At 60.3% G+C, this 21887-nt stretch carries 20 protein-coding genes; 16 read left to right on the plus strand and 4 right to left on the minus strand.

Annotation, left to right across the window (positions count from 1 at the left end):
* Window position 1: 1 nt before the first annotated feature.
* The 9 genes from V6P94_RS10625 (at window position 2) to V6P94_RS10665 (ending at window position 9934) form a co-directional block, all read left to right on the plus strand.
* Entirely contained in the window at window positions 2-1342 is a 1341-nt protein-coding gene (locus tag V6P94_RS10625; protein WP_133077791.1) for a sigma-54 dependent transcriptional regulator, read from the plus strand.
* A gap of 188 nt (window positions 1343-1530) precedes the next feature.
* Window positions 1531-2835 carry an ABC transporter substrate-binding protein gene (locus V6P94_RS10630; RefSeq protein ID WP_133077790.1) on the plus strand — a complete coding sequence of 435 codons (1305 nt, stop codon included), beginning with the start codon at window positions 1531-1533 and terminating at the stop codon, window positions 2833-2835.
* Window positions 2836-2863: 28 nt separating this feature from the next.
* Window positions 2864-4186, plus strand: coding sequence for an ABC transporter substrate-binding protein (locus V6P94_RS10635; RefSeq protein ID WP_338649314.1), 1323 nt, complete (start codon window positions 2864-2866; stop codon window positions 4184-4186).
* Between the two features lie 149 nt (window positions 4187-4335).
* On the plus strand, window positions 4336-5235 hold the full coding sequence (locus V6P94_RS10640; RefSeq protein WP_133077788.1) for a branched-chain amino acid ABC transporter permease: 900 nt from the start codon (window positions 4336-4338) through the stop codon (window positions 5233-5235).
* 1 nt (window position 5236) lies between these two features.
* Window positions 5237-6181 (plus strand): branched-chain amino acid ABC transporter permease, encoded by a 945-nt coding sequence (locus V6P94_RS10645; RefSeq protein WP_326398276.1) that lies wholly within the window; start codon window positions 5237-5239, stop codon window positions 6179-6181.
* A complete protein-coding gene (locus V6P94_RS10650) occupies window positions 6178-6948 on the plus strand; it encodes an ABC transporter ATP-binding protein (RefSeq protein ID WP_338649315.1) in 771 nt (256 codons plus the stop codon). Before V6P94_RS10645 ends, V6P94_RS10650 begins: the two co-directional genes overlap by 4 nt.
* On the plus strand, window positions 6945-7592 hold the full coding sequence (locus tag V6P94_RS10655) for an ATP-binding cassette domain-containing protein (protein ID WP_133077785.1): 648 nt from the start codon (window positions 6945-6947) through the stop codon (window positions 7590-7592). The genes V6P94_RS10650 and V6P94_RS10655 overlap by 4 nt, the downstream gene beginning before the upstream one ends.
* 8 nt (window positions 7593-7600) lie before the next feature.
* Complete coding sequence (locus tag V6P94_RS10660) at window positions 7601-8755, plus strand: iron-containing alcohol dehydrogenase (protein WP_338649317.1); 1155 nt, start codon at window positions 7601-7603, stop codon at window positions 8753-8755.
* A gap of 24 nt (window positions 8756-8779) precedes the next feature.
* Window positions 8780-9934: an iron-containing alcohol dehydrogenase gene (locus V6P94_RS10665; RefSeq protein ID WP_326398273.1), complete on the plus strand. Its 1155-nt coding sequence runs from the start codon at window positions 8780-8782 to the stop codon at window positions 9932-9934.
* Window positions 9935-10037: 103 nt separating this feature from the next.
* Here V6P94_RS10665 and V6P94_RS10670 read toward each other — a convergent pair whose 3' ends face one another.
* Window positions 10038-10385 carry a DUF6124 family protein gene (locus tag V6P94_RS10670; RefSeq protein WP_326398272.1) on the minus strand — a complete coding sequence of 116 codons (348 nt, stop codon included), beginning with the start codon at window positions 10383-10385 and terminating at the stop codon, window positions 10038-10040.
* 618 nt (window positions 10386-11003) lie between these two features.
* Window positions 11004-12725: a ubiquinone-dependent pyruvate dehydrogenase gene (poxB, locus tag V6P94_RS10675; RefSeq protein ID WP_326398270.1), complete on the minus strand. Its 1722-nt coding sequence runs from the start codon at window positions 12723-12725 to the stop codon at window positions 11004-11006.
* Between the two features lie 407 nt (window positions 12726-13132).
* Between poxB and V6P94_RS10680 the strand changes: the two genes are divergently transcribed.
* Complete coding sequence (locus tag V6P94_RS10680) at window positions 13133-14512, plus strand: glutamine synthetase family protein (RefSeq protein WP_133079333.1); 1380 nt, start codon at window positions 13133-13135, stop codon at window positions 14510-14512.
* A gap of 130 nt (window positions 14513-14642) precedes the next feature.
* Window positions 14643-15293: a class I SAM-dependent methyltransferase gene (locus tag V6P94_RS10685; RefSeq protein WP_326398269.1), complete on the plus strand. Its 651-nt coding sequence runs from the start codon at window positions 14643-14645 to the stop codon at window positions 15291-15293.
* Here the strand turns inward: V6P94_RS10685 and ampC are convergent.
* The gene (gene ampC, locus V6P94_RS10690) at window positions 15290-16450 is read right to left on the minus strand and encodes a class C beta-lactamase (protein WP_338649318.1); all 1161 of its coding nucleotides are present in this window, start codon (window positions 16448-16450) and stop codon (window positions 15290-15292) included. The genes V6P94_RS10685 and ampC overlap by 4 nt on opposite strands.
* Before the next feature lie 253 nt (window positions 16451-16703).
* Between ampC and rnd the strand changes: the two genes are divergently transcribed.
* The 3 genes from rnd to V6P94_RS10705 all read left to right on the plus strand — a co-directional run bounded on the left by rnd (window position 16704) and on the right by V6P94_RS10705 (window position 19186).
* A complete protein-coding gene (rnd, locus tag V6P94_RS10695; protein ID WP_219262456.1) occupies window positions 16704-17837 on the plus strand; it encodes a ribonuclease D in 1134 nt (377 codons plus the stop codon).
* Window positions 17834-18127: a YcgL domain-containing protein gene (locus V6P94_RS10700; protein WP_133079337.1), complete on the plus strand. Its 294-nt coding sequence runs from the start codon at window positions 17834-17836 to the stop codon at window positions 18125-18127. Before rnd ends, V6P94_RS10700 begins: the two co-directional genes overlap by 4 nt.
* A 126-nt stretch (window positions 18128-18253) precedes the next feature.
* Window positions 18254-19186: a D-2-hydroxyacid dehydrogenase gene (locus tag V6P94_RS10705; protein ID WP_219262455.1), complete on the plus strand. Its 933-nt coding sequence runs from the start codon at window positions 18254-18256 to the stop codon at window positions 19184-19186.
* A 92-nt stretch (window positions 19187-19278) separates the two neighbouring features.
* Here the strand turns inward: V6P94_RS10705 and V6P94_RS10710 are convergent, their stop codons facing one another.
* A complete protein-coding gene (locus tag V6P94_RS10710; RefSeq protein ID WP_133079339.1) occupies window positions 19279-19872 on the minus strand; it encodes a nitroreductase family protein in 594 nt (197 codons plus the stop codon).
* A 155-nt stretch (window positions 19873-20027) separates the two neighbouring features.
* Here V6P94_RS10710 and V6P94_RS10715 point away from each other — a divergent pair, with 155 nt between their 5' ends.
* Together V6P94_RS10715 and V6P94_RS10720 are read left to right on the plus strand one after the other, a co-directional pair.
* The gene (locus V6P94_RS10715) at window positions 20028-20477 is read left to right on the plus strand and encodes a YcgN family cysteine cluster protein (protein ID WP_133079340.1); all 450 of its coding nucleotides are present in this window, start codon (window positions 20028-20030) and stop codon (window positions 20475-20477) included.
* 27 nt (window positions 20478-20504) lie between these two features.
* On the plus strand, window positions 20505-21734 hold the full coding sequence (locus V6P94_RS10720) for a hypothetical protein (RefSeq protein WP_326398267.1): 1230 nt from the start codon (window positions 20505-20507) through the stop codon (window positions 21732-21734).
* Window positions 21735-21887 lie beyond the last annotated feature (153 nt).

Raw genomic sequence — 21887 nt, forward strand, 5'->3', positions numbered from 1 at the left:
GATGTCCGATGTTCACGTTTTAATCGTCGACGATGAAGAAGCGCTGGTGCGCTCGCTCAGCTATGCCTTGCGTGAGGAGGGCATGCGCATCAGCACGGCCGGCAGTGGCGAAGCGGCACTGCAGCATGCCCTGGATGACATCGACATTGTCCTGCTCGATCTTGGCCTGCCGGGGATTGACGGCATGGCCACTCTGGACGGCTTGCGCCTGCGCAGCCCGCTGCTGCCGGTGATCATGATTTCTGCCCATGGGGATACCCGTGCGGCCGTTCAGGCGGTCAAGGGCGGTGCGACCGATTACCTGACCAAGCCATTTGAACTGGATGACTTGCTCGCCACCATCAGCAGCACCCTGGCCCTTGATGGGCCGGAGCCGGTCGCCAGTGGGGAGTTGGCGGCAGGCCTGCAAGGCCAGAGCGCGGTCATGTTGGCATTGCATGGGGCCGTGCAGCGGATTGCCCGCAGTTCGGCAACGCGGATCCTGCTGCTGGGCGAATCCGGCACGGGCAAAACCCTGGTGGCCCAGGCCCTGCACGGCTACAGCTCACGTGCTGGCTGCGCCTTTATCGAGGTCAATTGCGCGGCCTTGCCGGAACAGTTGATTGAGGCTGAACTGTTTGGCTCCGAAAAGGGGGCCTACACCGGTGCCCATCAAAAGCGTGCCGGGCTGGTCAGCCAGGCCAATGGCGGGACGCTGTTTCTGGATGAAATTGGTGAACTGCCGTTGAGTCTGCAAGCCAAGCTTTTGCATTTTCTGGAGAACGGAAACTACCGCGCCGTGGGTGCCAGCCAGGCCAGCAGCGCGGATGTCAGGGTGGTGGCTGCCACCAATCGGGACCTGGCCGACGATGTCCGCCTGGGACGGTTTCGTGAAGACCTGTTTTATCGCCTGAACGTGATCACCGTGGATATTCCGGCCTTGCGTGAACGCGAAGATGATCTGCTGCTTCTGGCCCAGTACTTTGCCCAGCGCCAGGCGCTGGAAGAGGGCGTGAGTCCGATCCGGTTTTTGCCTGACTGCGTCGAGCGGCTGCGCCGTCATCGCTGGCCGGGCAATGTGCGCGAGTTGAAGAACCTGGTTGAGCGCCTGACCATTCTTTTGCCGGGGCAAGGGATCAGTGCCGGGATGCTGCCGGCGCAGTTGCAAGAATCCCCATTGCCCGACAACACGGCCCTGGTGCTGGGTGATCAGCTCGAACGTGCCGAGCGTGAACTGGTCACTGATGCCCTGACCCGCACGGCGGGCCACAAAGGCCTGGCCGCGCAATTGCTGGGGATTTCCCGGCACGCACTCAAGCGCCGCCTGCAACGCCTGGGCATTGAGCGCTCACCCGAGCGCTAACCGCTCAGGGTTGCGCGCATGTTGAGCGGATAGCGCTCAACAGGCATCAAACACCCCATCCGTAGCCGCTGCCGAAGGCTGTGTCCGGCTGCTGCGGCTACAGGGTGGCGCTTGGCACACCCTTTGCTCTATCCCTCTGGCTGCTCAACAAGAGGCGTTTTCAACGCCCCAAGGAATTTATGCACCCGATGCGTTCATGGCGTTTTTGCGCCCCGGCTTTGGCTGGTCTGCTGATTGGTTCGTCTGCCTGTGCCGAGGTCGGTCGGCTGGAGCTCGGCGTGCCTGCGGCCCAGGCCGATCTGACCATGGGTTGCCTGTATCCGATGACCGAACGTGCGGCCATCTACGGGCAAGACAGCATTGTCGGGATTCAGGTCGCCCTCGATGAATTGCAGGCCCGCCAGCAGGCCGGTGAGCCCGTGCCGCGTTTGCGGGTGATCATTGATGATGATCAGTCCAAGGCCTCGTACGGCGTCAGCCTGGCCAGAAGCTTTATCCACAAGGACGGCGTTCAGGTGCTGTGCGGCATGGTCTCGTCGGGGGTGGCGCTGGCGGTCAGCCAACTGGCCCGCCAGGAAAAAGTGCTGATGATCGGCACCGATCACGCGTCTTCGCGCATGACCCTGGAAAACGGCCACCCTTACTACTTCCGTGTGACCAACGACACCTGGACCTCAATGGCGGCCGGAGCCCGTTATCTGCAGGCACTGCAGAAAAAGACCGGCTGGAAGCGCCTGGCCTTTATCGGCCCCGATTACGAATACGGTCACGTGTCGCGGGATGACCTGCACACCGCCCTGAACCAGTTGGGTGTGAAGTTCGACGACGTGATCGAGCTATGGCCGCGTCTGTATGAGCCGGATTACTCGCCCTATATCACCGCGCTGGAGCAATCCAGACCCGACATTATCGTCTCGGCCATTTGGGGCGGCGACTTCCACGCATTCGTCAAGCAAGCGGCCGGTTCCCGCTTGCTGGAGACCTCGCGCCTGGCCAACTTCGACACCGGGGCCAATTTCGACTTTCTGGTTGCCCTGGGTGACAAGGCCCCGGCGGGGCTGATCCTGTCTGCCCGGCACCACAACAACTGGCCGCAAACCGAACGCAACCGCTCGTTTGTCGAGCGCTTTCATCAGTTGAGCGGACGCTATCCAACCTATGCCGCACAGGGCGCCTACACCGGCGTCATGGTGTTGGCCAAAGCCTTTGAAAAGACCGGGGGCGTGACCGACAGCCAGGCGCTGATCCGTGCACTGGAAGGCCTGGAAATCGCCTTGCCGGAAGATCCGCCCGGTACGTACTCGCGCATCGATCCCGTCACCCATCAGATCCAGCAGAGCCAGGCCATTGGCTCGCCGGTGCCCACGACCGCTTACCCGCCTGCCCAACTGATGCTGGGTAACTGGTCGGTGTACTCGGCGCAAGAGCTACAGCTCGACAGCGCCACGCTGAAGCGGCGACTGGCCGCACGAAAACCCGTTGACGAGCCTTAGCCGCTCACTCATCCATTGAGAACCAAGCATGAATAATTCGAAGAAAAGCATGTTGAAACACCCTTTGGCATACGCCATCACTGCTGCCGGTCTGGCCCTGTCCTTGAGTACAGGTGTGCAGGCGGCTGAAAACGGCAAGTTCCGCATTGGTATCGTGACCTTCCTGTCTGGCCCGGCTGCCGGGCCGTTTGGCGAACCGTCGGCCAATGCGGCCAAGGTGCTGGTCGAAGGCCTGAACAAGGGCCAGCTTCCTGCACCCTACGACAAGCTGGGGATCAATGGCGCTGAAATCGAGGTGGTGATCATCGACGAGGCGGGTGGAGCCGCCAAGCAGGTCGAGGAGTTCCGCAATCTGGTGCAGCGCCAGAAAGTCGATGCGGTGGTGGGCTACATCTCGTCCGGCGACTGCCTGGCCATCGCGCCGGTGGCGGAAGAGCTGGGCGCGATGACGGTGTTCTACGACTGCGGTACGTCGCAGTTGTTCAAGGAAGACAAAACCCCGCAGTACGTGTTCCGCACCAGCCTTGATGCGGCCGTGGACAACATCGGCGCGGCGCGATACCTGGCCAAGGTTCGTCCCGACGCGCAGAAAGTCGCCGGCATTCAGCAAAACTACGCCTGGGGCCAGGACAGCTGGAATGACTTCACCCACTCCATGGAGCAGTTGATGCCCAAGGCCAAGGTGGTCGAATCGCAGATGCCCAAGGTATTCCAGGGGCAGTACGGCGCTGAGATCTCGGCGATCTCGGTCAAGCGTCCGGACATCATTCACTCCAGCTTCTGGGGTGGCGACATGGAGGCCCTGGTGCTGCAAGCCAACGCCCGTGGCCTGCTCGAAGATGCAACGGCTGTCCTGACCTGCGGCGAGTCGGCCATCGACCGCTACAAGGATCAGGCACCCAACGGCATGATCATCGGCGGTCGTGGTCCGTTCGGCGCCTTTGCCCCGGATAACGAACTCAACCGCTGGTTCAAGGACAAGTACGTGGCGGCCTACAAGACCGCCCCGACTTACCCGGCAAGCAAAATGGCCCAGGCGATCCTTGGCCTCAAGCACGCGGCTGAAAACGCCAAGGTCGAGTCCGGGAAAATCCCGACCCCGCTGCAAATCGCCACGGCGTTCAAGGGCTCAACCTTCGAGTCAATGTCCGGCACCGTGCAAATGGCTCGCGCCGATGGTCATCAGGCCATGCAGGGCATTGCCTACGGCGAGTACCAGTACGACCCGGCGGATAAAAAGGGCAGCGTGCAAAACGTCATCGCCTTTTCCGGTGAGTGCGTGACCCCGCCTGATGGCACCACTGCGCTGGAGTGGATCAAGGCGGGCTTCCCTGGCGCTCAGTGCAACTGATCCCCACACACCTGTAGTCGCTGACGCAGGCTGCGATAAGGGCCCAAGGACCTTCGCTTCTCACAAGGCGCGAACCCTGCGGGCCTGATCGCAGCCTGCGGCAGCGACTACAGCAACGGTTGCGTGATTGATCCCAAGGTAGGACCTCTATGATGAGTCTTTTCGCGGTGCTGATTGACGGCACCATCTATGCCTCGTGGCTGTTTCTGGTCGCCGCCGGGCTCACGGTGATTTACGGGGTGATGCGCATCCTGAACATGGCTCATGGCAGTTTCTATGCCATTGGTGCCTACACCGCTGCCTCGCTCGTGGGCTGGTATTTCAACAACGGCATCGGCCCGGTCTGGGCCGGGTATCTGCTGATGCTGGGCTGCGCGCTGGTGGCGGGCCTGATCGTCGGCCTGATCATCGAGCGAGGCCTGTTGCGCTTTATGTACGGGCGCGACGAAGTGCTGATGGTGATCATCACTTACGCCCTGCTGCTGGTGCTTGAAGACACCATGAAGATGATCTGGGGCGTGAACCCTTATTTCGCTTATCAGCCTTACGCCGAGATGGGCCGCAGCGCCCTGGCCGGACTGAAAGTCTCCAACTACGACCTGATGCTGGTCGGCGTTTCCGCCGTGCTGGGGCTGTGCCTGTGGTTGTGGCTGGAGCGCACACACCAGGGCAAGGTGCTGCGCGCCGTGATTCACGACCGCGAAGTAGCGATGGCCATGGGCGTCAACGTGCGGCGCATGTTCACCCTGGTTTTTGTGCTGGGCACCATGCTCGGCACGCTGGCGGGTGCCTTGACCGCTCCGGCCATTTCGGTGGTGCCGGGCATGGGGGTGGAAATCATCGTGCTGGCGTTTGCCGTGGTGGTGATCGGCGGCATGGGCAGCATCGAAGGCGCCGCAGTGGGCGCATTGCTGGTGGGCTTGAGCCGGGCCGCGGCGGTGCATTACGCCCCGGAGTTTGAACTCTTTGTGATTTACGGGGTAATGGCGCTGGTACTTGCCGTGCGTCCCCAAGGGCTGTTCGGCCGTGTACTGGCGAGGAAAATTTGATATGCGCCTGAGTAAAACCGAATTGATTCTGCTCGGCGTTGCCGTGCTGCTGGCGGCGGGCGGTTTTATCGCGCCGCAATGGCTGGTGTTCCTGCTGACGATGGCCCTGGCCAAGGCCATGGTGGTGCAAGGCGTGGTGATGCAGATGCGCGCCGGGCTGGTGACGTTTGGCCAGGGCCTGTTCTTTTGTGTGGGCGGCTATGCCGTGGGCATGAGCGGGCATTTTCTGGACATCACCGATCTGGCCGTGCTGTTGCTGATCGGAGTGGGCGCCGCAGTGTTGCTGGCCATGCTGCTGGGGCTGTTGATGACCCGCTACCGCGAGATTTTCTTCGCCATGCTGTCGTTGGCGTTCTCGATGATCCTCTACGGCGTGCTGGTAAAAAGCTCGGCCCTGGGCAGCACCGACGGCTTCAACGTCAAGGCCTGGACCCTGTTCGGCTGGACCCCGGCTTCAGGGCAGGCGCCGCTGGCGTTGTTTGTCATCATCGTTGCCTGCTCGGCAGTGCTGGCGGTGTTACTGCATCGCTACAGCCGCAGCAGCGCCGGGATGATGTGCGAAGCCATTCGTGAAAACGAAGTGCGGGTTGAATACCTGGGCCAGTCCCCACGCTGGGTGCTGTACATGAACTACGTTGCGGCTGCCGCGGTGTCGGCATTGGGCGGTGGTTTCATGGCCTTGTCTGCCGGGCACATTGACCCTGAAATGGCCTACTGGATCACTTCGGGCGAATTCGTCTTTATCGCGCTGCTGGGCGGTACCGCCCATGTTGCAGCACCGTTCATTGCAGCCATTCTGTTTGCCGTGGTGCGCACCTACGCCATCGAACTGGTGCCACACAGCTGGCAGATGATTTTGGGGTTCACCCTGCTGGCAATCATCGTATTTCTGCCTAAAGGCTTGTGGAGCCTGTTCACCGGGCAAGCACGGAGAGCAAAAGCATGAGTTGCATCCTCGAAACCAAGGGCCTGTGCAAATCGTTCGGCGCCGTCACGGCGGCCAAGGATGTGAATGTTCGCATCCACAAAGGTGAAGTGGTCGGCGTGATCGGTTCCAACGGCGCGGGCAAGACCACGTTTATCAACATGGTCACCGGCTACCTGAAACCCAGCAGTGGCGAGATTCTGTTCAACGGCCAGTCCATCATCGGCCACACCCCTCGGGCAATCACCCGGGCGGGCATGGCCCGTTCGTTCCAGGTGGCGCAGTTGTTCCCGCAATTGAGCGTGCTGGACAACTTGCTCATCGCCGTATCGGCCGCACAAAGCCCGTTTCCGTCGTTGCTGGCGCCCATGCGCAATGCATCCCGCATCGCCCAGGCAGATGCGATCCTCGCTGAATTCGACATCAGCCGCTGGCGCGACACGCCGGTCACCGCCGTGCCCCAAGGCGTGCGCAAACTGATCGACATTGCGATGGCGCTGATCGGTGATCCGCAAATGCTGCTGCTCGACGAACCCACCAGCGGGGTGAGCTCCGAGGAAAAAACCGCATTGATGGACACGGTGATGCGGGTTGTCGCCCAGCATAAGGTCACGGTGCTGTTCGTTGAACATGACATGGACGTGGTGCGCCGCTATGTGTCGCGGATTCTGGCTTTCTACAGCGGTGAAGTCCTGGCCGATGGCGCACCCGAGGCCGTGCTGGCCAACGCGCGGGTACAAGAGTTTGTGACCGGTGGCCCGAACGCTCACAAGAGGGCAGCGCAATGAGTCTGGATATTCGCAATCTGCACGTTTCGATCGAAGGCGTGCCCATCCTCCATGACGTCTCCCTGCAGGTGGGAAGCGGCCAGATGGTTGGCCTGATCGGTCACAACGGTGCCGGCAAAACCACCCTGATCCGCGCCATCATGGGCCTGCTCGACGCCGATTCCGGCTCGATCACCTTTGCCGGTCAGGACCTGCGCGGCCTGCCCGGGTTTACCCGCGCCGGTGCCGGTATCAGCTACCTGCCCGAAGACCGTCGCCTGATCCCGTCGTTGACCGTGGAAGAAAATATCCTGCTGCCGGTCTGGGCCAATAAGTTGGCCGACAGCCAGCGCCGCCTGGAGTGGGTCTACAGCCTGATCCCGGAAATCGCCCAGTTTCGTGACCGCAAGGCCATGCAATTGTCCGGCGGGCAACAAAAGCTGGTGGCACTGGCGCGGGCATTGATGCCGGGCAACAAGTTGCTGCTGCTCGATGAGCCCTTCGAAGGTGTGGCGCCGGTGTTGTCCCGGCGTTTGAGCGAGGTGATTGCCAAGCTGGGTCAGGAAGGATTGTGCGTACTGATTTCTGAATCTGATGACACTCACTCTGCCGATCTGGTCGATGCGTTGTTTCGCATCGAGCGCGGCAGCGTGACCGTAGGGTAGGGACCACAATGTCAAAATTCATCTTTGAAACCACACCGCGGGTGATCTGCGAAATCGATGGTGCGCTGCGCCTTGGCGCCCTGTGCCGCGAACTGAAAGCCGAGCGCGTGCTGCTGATCAGCGACCCGGGCCTGCTGCGTGCGGGGCTGCTGGATGCACCGCTGCAGGCCATGCGCGACAGCGGATTGCAGGTCACGTTGTACAGTGACGTGCAGGCCGATCCGCCTGCGGCATCGGTGCAGGACGCGGTTGATGTTGCGCGTCAATGTCGTGCTCAGGCGGTTATCGGTCTGGGCGGCGGCAGCTCCCTGGACACGGCCAAACTGGTGGCTTTGCTCTGCGGTCAGACACAGTGCCTGGAGGACATCTACGGCATTGGCCTTGCCAAGGGGCCACGGCTGCCGCTGATTCAGGTTCCGACCACGGCAGGGACAGGTTCGGAGGTGACGGCGGTGGCGATTGTCACCACCCCCAGCCATGAGAAAAAGGGCGTGGTCAGCCCCTTGTTGTACCCCGACATTGCCTTGCTCGATGCACGGCTGACGGTTGGCCTGCCCGCCGCGGTCAGCGCCATGACCGGGGTCGATGCGATGGTGCATGCCATCGAGGCTTACACCAGCGTGCACAAAAAGAACGTGTTGTCCGACGGACTGGCCGTTCAGGCCCTGACCTTGCTGGCGGCCAACATGGACCGGGTGCTGGCCGAACCCGGCGACTTGCAGGCGCGATCGGACATGCTGCTGGGCTCGATGCTCGCCGGCATGGCATTCGCCAATGCCCCGGTGGCGGCGGTGCACGCGCTGGCCTATCCATTGGGCGGACATTTCCATGTGCCCCACGGGTTGAGCAATGCCCTGGTGCTGGTGCCCGTACTGAACTTCAATCGCTCAGCTGCCGAGTCGCTCTATGCACAACTGGCCGCGGCGGTGTTGCCGGGCCAGCGGTTTGCCAGTGCGGTCGAGGCTTGCGATGGCTTTATCGATTTCATGACCGGTCTGGTGGCGCGCATGCCATTTGCCCAGCGCCTGCATGAAGTGGGTGTCACGGCTGAGAACCTTGACCGGTTGACCAATGACGCGCTGAAAGTCGAGCGACTGCTGATCAACAACCCGCGCCCGCTTGACCGCGACGACATCTACGGCATTTACGCCTCGGTGCTGTAGGCACGCTTATTACAGGAGTTAGTCATGAACCATGAATTCAGAAGTGTGCCGCGTATCGTCTGTGAAGTCGGGGCATTACAGGAAGTCGGTTACGTATTCAGAGGCCTGGGCGCACAGCGTGTGATGCTGGTGTGTGACCCGGGCATAGTCAGCCTGGGCTTTGCCGGGCAGGCCTGCAAAGTGCTTGAGGCGGCAGGTTGCGAAGTGGCGGTGTTTGATCAGGTCGCGCCCGATCCGTCATCGGCGCTGGTTGAACGGGCAGTGAAACAGGCGCAAGGGTTCAAGGCCGATGGGGTGCTGGGACTGGGCGGTGGCAGTTCCCTGGACGCGGCCAAACTGGTGGCGTTGCTGATCAACAGCGAGCAACCCCTGGAAGACTTGTACGGCACCGACAAGGCCCTGGGCCAACGCACGCCGCTGGTATTGATGCCTACCACCTCGGGCACCGGTTCCGAGGTGACGTGGGTCTCGGTGATTACCGACGCGCAACAGCGTAAACAGGCGGTTTATTCGCCTCAATTGCTGCCGGATGTGGCGATTCTCGACCCGCAACTGACCCTCGGCCTGCCAGCGAAAGTGACAGCGGCTACGGGGCTGGATGCGATGGTGCATGCCATCGAGGCCTACACCAGTCGCACCCGTAAAAACCCGATCTCCGATGGTCTGGCGACCGCGGCCCTGGCACTGCTGGGTGCCAACTTGCCCAAGGTTCTGGCCAACGGACAGGACCTGGAAGCGCGTACCGCCATGTTGCAAGGTTCATTGATGGCAGGCATGGCGTTCGTCAATGCGTCGGTGGCGGCCATCCATGCGCTGGCATACCCGCTGGGGGCACGTTTTCATATCCCTCATGGCCACGCCAATGCCCTGGTCATGGCGCCGGTGATCCGTTTCAACCTGGCCAGCGCTCAGCGCCACTACGCTGAACTGGCCGCGCACCTGCTGCCAGGCCAGGATTTTGACAATGAGGCCAGCGCCGCCGAAGCGTTTGTCCAGGCCGTCGAGGGGCTGGTCAAAGCCAGTGGGCTGGAGCAGCGCCTGTCGAATTTGAACGTGGATCAAGCATCACTGCCGGTGATGGCCAGTGACGTGGTGGTGGGCATTCGTCGGCTGATCGACAGCAATCCCTGTGACATGACCGAGCAAGACGTGGAGGCCATTTACCGAAGCATTTACTAGCGCAATCCGTGGCAGCTGTAGCCGTGTTCTTGCGCCAGCTGCTGCATAAACCCTTCCGTCATTGAGCAATGACGCGCCTGTCGCCAATCAGGCGCGTGCTGCTTCAGTGCGTTGCCAGTGTGTCCAGCGACTTGTCGACATAGCCCTTGGCCAGCTCCACCAAGTGCATGACCGACAACACCAAATCGCGCGCAGGCCCGCTCAAGCCATTCCCCGCCTCATTCGCGCAGGCACCCGCACAGCGCAACAAGTCTGACGCCTGGGCCAAAGCCGCTTCTGAATTGACACTGTGCGGGATGGCCAGCATGGCCGTGCCTATAGGGCGATAATGCTTATGGTTTTGCAGGTAGTAATTGAGCGCACGTTCGACGGCGGCACGGTCCAGCAACGGGTCGTGACTGTCAGCAGCATCGAGGGGTAAAGCAGGGGGATCGGGGGTGATTTTTTTCATCGTTACAACTCCGATTGTACTCAAGGAGCTGCCAGCACTCGCGACTAAGCAAATGGGAGGCAGCCGTGCGCAGGTTAGTCGACCGGTACATTCGGAAAAACCGGCGCGCTCGAAGGCGCCCTGCGCACGGCCACCATAAAACGCAGGCCGTAAAAAAGCGCCTCGCGGAGGTGGCGCCTTGCGCCGAATGTACACGTCGGGCGACTAAACCCAACCGCTGTTTTGCAGCGATTGGCCGAGACTATTCCCCGAAATGGACAGGCGCAAGCGAGCGGAATCTTCTCGGATGTTTCATGAGAATGAAAGCGAAACGTCGTACGAAATGACTGATTTCCAAGGCCTGAACACCACGTGTAGTCGCTGCCGCAGGCTGCGATAAGGGCCGAAGGACCTTCAAGCAGGGTCGCTGCGCAACCCCTCGCAGCCTCGCTTCGCTCCTCAGCGACTACAGGTTTCGTCGTCAGCTGCTACGGATCGCGAGTACCACCCACCTCGCCCTAGGGGCGAAACCCATATTTCAGTTGGACACAAACGCTGGAGATGTACTCGAAATACCTGTTTTGCGCGCAGCCACTAGAGGAACGCGTTTGACCGGCAACAGAGTACCCACAGAGTTGCTCAACGCCACAAATTGACTTTGGCCAGATCGATCAGCTCCCGTGCGCGGCCGTCCATCACTGTCTTGAGCATAAACAGGCTGAACCCCTTGGCCTGCTCGAAGGTTTTGGTCGGCGGCATGACTAGCTCCTGGCGGGCGCTGACTACGTCCACCAGCACGGGGCCATCATGGCTGAAAGCTTCTCGCAGTGCGGCTTCCAGCTGTGCCGGGTGCTCAACCCGTATCCCTTTCACGCCCATGGCCTGGGCCATTGCCGCAAAGTTCGGGTTTTTCAGGTCGCAGCCCACATCCGGGAAGCCCGCGGCTTTCATTTCCATTTCCACAAAGCCCAGGGTGCCGTTGTTGAGTACGATGACCTTGACCGGAAAACCCACCTGATTGAGGGTCAGAAAGTCGCCCATCATCATGGTGAATCCGCCATCCCCAGACATTGAAATGACCTGGCGATCAGGAAATGTCGCTTGCGCCCCGATGGCCTGCAGCATGGCATTGGCCATCGAGCCGTGATTGAACGAGCCGATCAGGCGCCGTTTGCCATTCATCTTCAAATAACGGGCAGCCCATGCGGTAGGCGTGCCGACATCGCAGGTGAAAATCGCATCCTCTGCCGCCAGTTCACTGACCAGGCGATTGAGGTACTGCGGATGAATGATCGAACTGTTGGGGCTGCTTTCAGCCAGCGCATCGAGGTCTTCGCGGGCTTTTCTGTAGTCGGCGCAGGCGGCATCGAGGTGTTCGTGATCGGGATTTTGCATCACCTTGGGCAGCACCGCCTGTAGCGTGAGCTTCACATCACCCAGCAGGCCCAATTGCAGCGGGCAACGGTTGCCCAGGGCTTCGGGGCGCAAGTCGATTTGCGCGATGTAGCTGTGCTGCGGGTAAAACTGGCGATACGGAAAATTGGTGCCGAGCATCAACAAGGTGTCGCAGTTCATCATCGCCTTGTAACCCGAGGCGAAGCCGATCAGTCCGGTCATGCCGACGTCATAGGGGTTGTCGTATTCGACATGTTCCTTGCCGCGCAGGGCATGCACGATGGGCGCGTTCAAGCGCTCGGCCAGCGCCAGGATTTCGCTATGGGCACCGGCGCAGCCTGCGCCGCACAGCAGCGTGACTTTCTTGCCATCATTGAGAAACGACGCCAGCCGGTCGATATCGGCCGGGGCAGGGCAAATCAGCGGTTGGGCAGGCTTTATCCATTGCGGCACTTTGGCCTCGGTGACTTGCAGCGCCACATCGCCGGGAATCACGACGACCGCGACCCCGCGTTTGGCGATGGCCACGCGCATGGCCCGCTGCAGAATCTGCGGCAACTGCTCGGGGTGGGACACCAGTTCGACGTAATGGCTGCATTCCTTGAACAGGCTTTCGGGGTGGGTGGCCTGGAAGTAATCGATACCGATCTCACTGCCGGGAATATGGGCGGCCAGCGCCAGTACCGGTACACCACTGCGATGGGCGTCGAACAGGCCATTGATCAAGTGCAGGTTGCCCGGCCCGCAACTGCCGGCGCATACCGCCAGCTCGCCAGTCAAATGGGCCTCGGCCCCGGCGGCAAAAGCAGCGGACTCCTCATTGCGCATATGGATCCACTCGATCTGCTCCTGGCGGCGCAGGGCATCGGTAAAACCGTTGAGTGAATCGCCCACCACGCCGAACACGCGTTTTACGCCGGCTTGCTGCAGGGTTTCGGTGATGAAATCGGCAACCGTTCTGGTCATGGGGCTGGCTCCTCGAAGCAGTAAGGTGGATCAACCAGGATAGACACTGCATGCGACCTTGCCGGTCTTTGAAACGTTCACCGGCCTGCGGGATGGGAATGTTTAGCGCAGGTGTAACCAAAGGTATAAAACCCTGCATTTAAACAAGCGGGCCAGCCGTGTGAGGCTGGGTTCCCTTTTTGGCAACGGTTGCAGGTATGAGGCGTGGTCTGAGCAGTATTCAGTGCCAACGGCAGTCGCGCGCTCCTGCCGTGCGGCGTGTGCCATGCCTGCCCTCAGAACTGGCTTTCTGGGCCCTGTTTCACTGCCGCCATGCCCGCCCGCCGGATGCTCGTTAGCCGTTACATCCTGACTGTCGCGTACCCTCAAGGGGGGCGCCTGCCTGATACGAATCTACGAGTATTGCCATGAGTGCCTCCACCACGTTTGCCCCGCTACAAGAAGCCCTGGATTTTCTGGAACAGCACCCGGACATCGAGATGTTCGAGCTGTTCATTATCGATAACAACGGCGTGCCCCGGGGCAAGTTGTTGCACCGCGACGAATTGCGGGCGGTGTACGAGAGCGGACGGCCGCTGCCCAGCACAATTCTGGGGTTGAGCATCAATGGCGATGATGTGGAAAACACCGGGCTGGTATGGGATGTGGGTGATATCGATTGCCGCGCTTACCCGGTCAGCGGCAGTTTGCAGCGCATGCCGTGGCGCTTGATTCCTACGGCGGCAGTGCAAGTCAGCATGCACCCGCAGCAGGGAATGCCCGCCACCGTGGCCGACCCCAGGCACTTGCTGGCCAAGGTGATCGACGGCCTCAAGGCGGACGGTTACTACCCGGTGATGGCGGCAGAGCTGGAGTTTTATCTGCTCGATCAGCAGCGTGACAGCAATGGCCGCCCGCAACCGGCGCGCGATGCCGATGGTCAGCGTCCGCGCGCTACCCAGGTGTATGGGCTGCGGGAGCTGGAGCAAATCGAGCCGTTTCTGGCCGACCTTTACAGCGCCTGCAAGCTGCAAGGGATCCCGGCCCGCACGGCGATTTCCGAGTACGCACCGGGGCAAGTGGAAATCACCCTGGAGCACCGCAGCGACGCGCTGCAAGCGATGGACGAGGCCGTGCGCTACAAGCGCCTGGTCAAGGGCGTGGCGCACAAGCACGGGATGGTTGCCTGCTTTATGGCCAAGCCATTCGATGACCTGGCCGGAACCGGCATGCACATGCATGTGAGCCTGGCCGACAAGGAGGGCAACAACCTGTTTGCCAGTGAGGCGCCGGACGGTACGCCATTACTCAGGCAGGCGGTTGGGGGGATGCTCAGTACCTTGCTCGACTCGTTGTTGATGTTTTGCCCCAATGCCAACTCGTATCGCCGTTTTCAAAGCAACAGCTATGCGCCGCTGGCCGCGACCTGGGGCGTGGACAATCGCACGGTGAGCTTGCGGGTCCCGGGCGGTCCGGCGTACTCGCGGCATATAGAACACCGTATTTGTGGCGCCGACGCCAATCCCTACCTGGCCGCAGCCGCCATTCTGGCCGGTATTCATCGTGGCATTCGCGAGCAGCTCGATCCGGGCGCGCCGATTGAAGGCAACGGGTATGCCCAGGCCACCGAAATGCTGCCGAACGACTGGCTGACCACCTTGCGGGCGCTGGATGGCTCGCAGTGGGCGAAAGAGGCGTTCGGGCCAGCCTTCTTGAAGGTGTACCTGGCCGTGAAGAAATCGGAGTACCGACAGTTCATGGGTGAGGTGGGTGAGCAGGACTGGCGTTGGTATTTGCAGCAGGCGTGAACACAGGGTCGACAGCGGCTACAACGAAACTGCTTCATCCCTGTGGTTTTCATGCTTCTGTGACAATTTTTTCACTGGTGTCCCGCTAACCTCCGTGTCGAACATCATCAAACACAAGAGTTCGCGGGCCATGTCATCGCAGCCACCTTCTACCCATATTGAGCATGAGTTCGCCGAGCGTTATGACCGCGAGCATGCGAAGGTTTGCCTGCAGGCTCAGCCCCAGGGGGTTGTTCGCAGGTTGGCGTTGTGGCGCGAGAAGCGTCTGGTTCGCCGTGCGTTGAAAGTGGCGGGGGAACCCGGGCTGGTCCTGGACCTGGCCTGCGGTGCCGGGCGTTTCTGGCCTGTATTGGCCGAGCACGGCAATCGGGTGATCCTGGCCTCGGATTCGTCGCAAGACATGCTCAATCACGCCCAGACCCACCATCCAGCCAGTTTGCTGGCGCGCATCAAGCTGTTTCAAAGCTCGGTGTTCTCCATCGATATTTCCGAGAACGCGGTGGACTGCATTTTTTGCATGCAGCTGTTCCACCACGTGCGCGACAGTGACCATCGACTGGCCATTTTGCGTGAGCTGCACCGGGTCAGTCGCGACAGCCTGATCCTGTCAGTGCCTCTTGGTCGTGGGACAGAGCCGGTCAATGACCCGCAACGTATCGTGGTCAGCAGGGGCGAAATTGAAACTCAGTTCAAACAGGCAGGTTTCAGCATCCTCAAGCAGTATGAGGTGCTGCCCGGTTTTGGCATGGGCAGCATCTATATCTTGCGCAAAGATACTTAGTTCAACGCTTTCAAGATCTCGTACGCGAACTCGACACGTGCGCTGTTCGGGTAGTTCTTGTTGGCCAGGATGACAATCGATTTCTGCTCGGACGGCACCATCACCGCGTACCCGCCAAAACCGTTGGTTGACCCGGTCTTGTTGATCCACACCGCCTGCTGTGGCGCCAGGGGCGGGTTGAGGGCGATGGCGCCATTGTTCTCGTAGGCCATTTTGTCCGAGTTGCCCACCAGCAGCGATTTGAGTTCGACAGGGTAAGCGTACTGTTCCCAGATCAGGTCCTGAATCACAGGCCCGATGCGATAGTAACCGACACGGGTGTCAGCCAATGCCTGGCGAATGGTGGGGCTGGCATCGCCCTGGCCCAGGCTCAGCTCGGTAAAGTGAATCAGGTCGCGGGCATTGGTTTTTACGCCGTAGGCTTCGTTGCCCAGAACGCCGGGGTTGAGCCTGACGGGTTCATCCTGTTTGTTGTAGCCCTGGGCATACACCCCCATTTTGTCCGCGGGCACCGTCAGGTAGGTGCTTTGCAGGCCCAGTGCCGGGAACAGTTGCTGCTCCATCGCCTGGGTAAACGGCATGTTCATGCTTTTGGCTGCAATCTGGCCGAGCATGCCAATGCTGGGGTTGGCATAGCTGCGCTGCGTGCCGGTCGGGTAAACCGGCTTCCAGTCTTTGAAATAGCTCATCAACTGGCTTTGGTTCTGCACGCTGTCAGGCAGCTGCAACGGGAATCCGCCAGCCGTGTGAGTGGCCAGATGGGTCAGCGTAATCTTGCCAAAGGGTGTGCCTTCGAGCTCAGGCTCGTATTTGGCAACGGTGTCGTTAAGTGATAGCTGGCCTTTGGCTTGGGCATAGGTGGCCAGGGTGGCGGTAAACACTTTGCTGATGGAGCCGACTTCAAAGAGAGTGTCCGGGCTCATGGGTTCTTTGGTGGCCTTTGACGCTACACCGAAGTTGTAAAAGTGTTGTTTGCCGTTAACGCTCACGGCGATAACCAGACCGGGTACTGCGTACGCTTGCATCACCTTTTTGGCGCCGTCTTGCACTGCGGCATCCAGCGCGGGCTCAGGGTTTTGAGCCAGTGCAGCATTGGCAAAGGCACAAAGACCTACCAGCGAGAGAGTCATTGCTGACAGTTTGCAGGACATTTTCATTGGAGTTTCCTCGGTTTTTATAGGGCGCAAATCTACTCGTGTCGTCACGATCCGGTCCTGTCGGCTTGTCACATAATGTGTTGTAACAAATCGTATGGGCGTGAAGTCAGGCAACCTACCGGTAATAACGGTAAGTAGATGCAGGTTTTTGACTTAACTTTTGTAAGTTTTTTCGCGCACAACATGACGAGTCGATGTCCGGAAATACTTGAGGGCGATATATACTGCGCGCCATTCTTCAAGGGAGAGCCGTGTGGCCATCGATATTCACTGGATTCGCGACAACGATAGCCTCGGCCAACATTGCGCCGAATGGCAACAATTGCCGTTCGTAGCCCTCGACACCGAATTTATGCGGGTCGATACCTTTTACCCCATTGCCGGCCTGATCCAGATTGGCGACGGCACGCGGGCTTACCTGATTGACCCGTTGACCATCGACAACTGGCAGCCATTGGCTGACTTGCTGGAAAACACGTCGGTCGTCAAAGTCCTGCACGCGTGCAGCGAAGATCTTGAGGTGTTGCTGCGTCTGACTTCCAGCTTGCCGGTGCCTTTGTTCGACACCCAATTGGCAGCAGCCTACCTGAACCTTGGCTTCTCCATGGGCTATTCACGCCTGGTCAAGGAAGTGCTGGATATCGACCTGCCCAAGGGTGAAACCCGCTCCGACTGGCTGCAGCGTCCGCTGTCTGAAACCCAGATCAGCTATGCCGCAGAAGATGCCGTGCATCTGGCTGAAGTCTACAAGTTGCTGTTTCCACGCCTGTCTGACGAAAAATACAGCTGGGTGCTGGAAGATGGTGCCGAGCTTGTCGCCAACCTGCGCCGCGAAGTAGACCCTTACGAGGTGTACCGCGAAGCCAAGCTGGCCTGGAAATTGTCACGGGATCAGTTGGCTGTGTTGCGTGAAATTTGCGCCTGGCGCGAGCACGAAGCCCGTGCCCGGGATCTGCCGCGCAACCGTGTGATACGTGAGCACGCGTTATGGCCTCTGGCCAAGACGCAGCCCGACAATCTGGTCGCGCTGGCGCGGATCGAAGACATGCACCCGCGTACCGTGCGTCAGGATGGCGAGTTTTTGCTTGATCTGATCAAGCGTGCTGGCAGTCTACCGCCAGAGCAATGGCCGCCCGCCGTACCCGAGCCGTTACCGGTCGAGGCGGCGCTGCAGATCAAGCGTCTGCGTGCCATCGGTCAGGCCCAGGCCGAGCGTTTGAACATTGCGCCGGAACTGATGCTGCGCAAGAAAACCCTGGAAGCCCTGCTGAAAAGCGGCTTTCCCAATGGCCCTTACCAATTGCCGGAATCACTGCGCGGCTGGCGCCGTGAGCTGATGGGCCAGGCCTTGCTCGATTGCCTGGCCACCGCTGGAGAACAGTCTTGAAACGTATTTGCTCTATTTATCGCAGCACCAAACGCAACGAAATGTATCTTTATGTACTCAAGGCCGATGCCCTGGAGCGCGTGCCGGAACCCTTGCTGGCTGCCTTCGGCAAGCCATTCCATGCCTTTGACCTGGTACTGAGCCCTGAGCGTACCCTGTCGCGCGAGGACATTCACAAGGTGCTGGAAAACCTGGAAACCCAGGGCTACCACTTGCAAATGCCTCCGGCCGAAGACGAATATATCGAGCACTTGCCCGAAGAGCTGCTGCGTCGCAACGATCCGATGTAAGTGCAGCGCCAGGTGTCCGGTTCCGGGCACCTGTCTTAAACGAACTCATTAAGATTGGCGGTGGCCGAACGCTCCGAGGCAAACCTCGGCGACGGGTGCTGGCAGTGGTTTAGAAAGGTTAGAAACATGCGCATCCTGATCGCCGAGAAAGACTACCCGCTCTACACCCAACTTCTGCAACGCATTGCGCCGGATCTGGAGGTTCAGTCCAGCGGCGACTCCGAGCAATTGTCGCGCATGGCTGGCGAGTGCCAGGTGTGGCTGGGGCAGCCGGACCTGTTGGCGACCCTGTTGCGCCAGGGCCACACGCCGGACTGGCTGCAGTCGACCTGGGCGGGGATCACGCCGTTACTGGCTGAAGGTTTGCCCCGTTCATACCGCCTGACTCGCGCGGTGGGTATTTTTGGTCAGGTGATGGCTGAATACGTATTGACTTACATGCTCGGTCACGAGCGCGAAGTCATGGCCCGCCTGGTCAGCCAGGTCGAGCGCAAGTGGGATAACCGCATGGGCCAGAGCCTGGTCGGGCGCAAGGTCTTGATCGTCGGGGCCGGGGATATTGGCCAGACCGTGGCTCAGTTTCTGTTGCCCTTTGGTGTTGAGCTGTATGCCATTGCCAGCACCGCCCGTGAACTGGCGCCGTTCAAGGAAGTGGGTGTGTTGAGCGACTTGCCGCGCATGGTCGGGCAGATGGATTACGTGATCAATCTGCTGCCCAATACCGCAGACACCCATGACGTCTACGATGCGCCGCTGTTTGCGCAATTCAATCCCAATGCCGTGTTCATCAATGCCGGACGCGGCGTAGCGGTGGTGGATGCCGATTTGGTCGAAGCCTTGCGAGTGGGGCATCTGGCGGGCGCAGTGATTGATGTTTGCCGTCAGGAGCCGTTGCCGGCCAAGCATCCGTTCTGGACTGCCTGGGGCTTGCTGCTGACAGGCCACAGCTCGGCACCCACCTCGCCACCGATGATGGTGCAGCTGTTTGTCGATAACTTGCGGGCGTTTCAGGCGGGTGAAGCACTGCGTGGCGAAGTGGATTTCGAACGCGGTTACTAAACCGGTAGTCGCTGGCGCAGGCTGCGAGCTTTTGATGTTGAAAAGCTCGCAGCCTGCGGCAGCGACTACCGGGTTTGCACCAAGAGGTGCATTTACAGGCTGAAATCGCCTTCAGCCACCAGCTTGCTCAGTGGCTCGCGCTGGCTTGGCACTTCCTTGGCCTGCAGGTAATCCACCAGCGTCGACTTGTCGCCGATCTTGCCGATGGCAACCATCGCCTGCACAGCGTAACCCTCAGGAATTTTCAGCTCTGTGCGCGCCCGCTCGAAATCCAGGCCGCTCATGCCGTGGGTGTGCCAGCCGCTCAAGTGCGCTTGCAGCGCCAGATGGCCCCAGGCCGCGCCGGTGTCGAAGGCGTGGGTTGGCGCAGGCTTTTCTTCGGTGGTACCCGGTGCTCCAAAGGTGGTCTTGGACACAATCACCACCAGAGCGGCCGCATGCTTGGCCCAGCCCTGGTTGAATTCCACCAGCAGGCTCAGGTAGCGGTCAAAGTCCGGGGTGCCGCGCAGGGCAAACAAAAAACGCCAGGGTTGCGCGTTGTAGGCCGATGGCGCCCAGCGTGCCGCTTCGAAAAAGCTCATCAGGGTCGCTTTGTCGATGGTCGCGTCGGCAAAGGCGCGGGGCGACCAGCGCAGGGTAAATTGCTCGTCAATCGTGTGATCGGCTTTACGGCTGTTAGCAGGCATGGCGGTTTCCTGAGGTAAATGTTACGTATTAATTCAGGGCCTAAAACTACTGTGATGTCGTCAAGGTGACAAGTCTGACGACAAGCCCTTGGCCCCAAGGGCCTTGGGCACTAGACTGGCGGCCTTTTCCACTCCCTGATGTTGATGTTTGAGCCATGGCCGCAATCGTTGAACCGTTCTGGATCCGCAAAACCCTCGATCAACTTGATCAAGAGGAATGGGAGTCGCTGTGCGACGGCTGCGGGTTGTGCTGCTTGCAAAAGCTCGAAGATGAAGACGACAACAGCGTCTACTACACGCGCATTGCCTGCAAATTGCTTGATATGAAAACCTGCCAGTGTACCGACTACCCTAACCGTCGTGATTCGGTGCCGGACTGCATTCAGCTGTCGCCGGGCAAGGCCGAGGAGTTCAAATGGCTGCCGCCGACCTGCGGCTATCGTCTGGTCAGCGAGCGCAAGGACTTGCCGCTCTGGCACCATTTGGTCTGCGGTGACCCGGACGCTGTACACCATGAACGCATTTCGCAGTCGGGGCGCATGCTTGCTGAAGGCAGCGTGCCTGAAGACGACTGGGAAGATCATCTGATTTTCCGCGCCGGTTAAGTGCCGCAGCGCAGCAAAGGAGTGTGTATGGCGCTGCATTACAAATGGCCCCTGGGCCCGAGTCTGCTGCTGTTGCTAATCTGCGGCCCGCTGTGGGCCGGGCAAAAAGTCGATCTCAACTACCACGTGCGCCTGTTGCCGCAAAGCGACCAGGCCGAGGTGCGGCTGACCCTTGCTGAAGGTTCTGCGGTGCGCAGCCTGGATTTCGACCTCGGCGAGCAGGGCAGTTACACCGACTTCAAGGCCGACGGGCAGTGGCAACTTTCTGCCAAGAGCCGGGGGTTGTGGCGGCCCGCACCGGGCAGTGCCAGCCTGAGCTACCGCGTGCGGTTGAACCAGCCGCGCAAGAACGGCAGTTTTGATACCCGTATCACACCTGAGTGGGCCTTGTTTCGCGGCGAACAGTTGATCCCTCCTGCCAATCTCGACCAGCAGGATGGCGTTGAACTGGTGTCGCGTCTTGAGTTCGAGTTGCCCAACGGCTGGAAAAGCGTTGAAACCGCCTGGCCGCGCATCGGCAAGAACCGCTTTCGCATCGATGATGTCTCGCGTCTGTTTGACCGGCCCACCGGCTGGATGCTGGCGGGTAACCTGGGCAGCCGTCGCACCACTGTGGGCGAAACCGAAGTCACGGTGAGTGCGCCTAAAGGTCAGGGCATGCGCCGCATGGATGTGCTGACTTTGCTGACGTTTGTGTGGCCGCAAGTCCAGGCGGTATTCCCGCGCAACCCGCCCAAGCTGCTGATAGTCGGCGCGGGCAGCCCGATGTGGAAGGGCGGTGCAGCGGCGCGCAACTCGATTTATCTCTACAGCGGCCTGCCGCTGGTCAGTGAGAACGGTACCAGCACCCTGTTGCGTGAAGTGGTGCAGGTGTTCAGCGGCATCAATGACGAGCCGGGCCATGACTGGATCGGCGAAGGCTTGAGCGAGTACTACGCCATTGAACTGATGCGTCGTGCAGGCGGCATGAGTGACGAGCGTTATCAGACCCTGCAACACAAGTTCAATGCCGCCGGCAAAAACGTCACCCGACTGCGCGGCCAGCAGGCAGGCCCGGCAATGGTTGCGCGGGCCGTGACGCTGTTGCAGTCGCTGGACCGCGAAATTCGCTTGCAGACCCACAATAAACGCTCCCTGGATGACGTCAGCCAGGCGCTGATGCGCATGGACAAGGTCAATACCGCGAGCTTTATCCAGTTGAGCGAAAGCGTGCTCGGCGGTCACTCCGAGGTGCTGGACACCCCGCTGTTGCGCTAAGAGCCCTCCACCCACATCCGTAGCAGCTGCTACGGCAGGCATCCCTGCTTCTTTACGCCTTCTTTACGCCCCCGCATCCCTCTCGATCTCGATCCTTTACGGCCTCATTCCCCACACTCTCTCCATACGCGGCAAGTGCCGCTTTGGGAGAGT

Source organism: Pseudomonas sp. ML2-2023-3 (genome assembly GCF_037055275.1).
In the GTDB taxonomy this organism is placed as follows: domain Bacteria; phylum Pseudomonadota; class Gammaproteobacteria; order Pseudomonadales; family Pseudomonadaceae; genus Aquipseudomonas.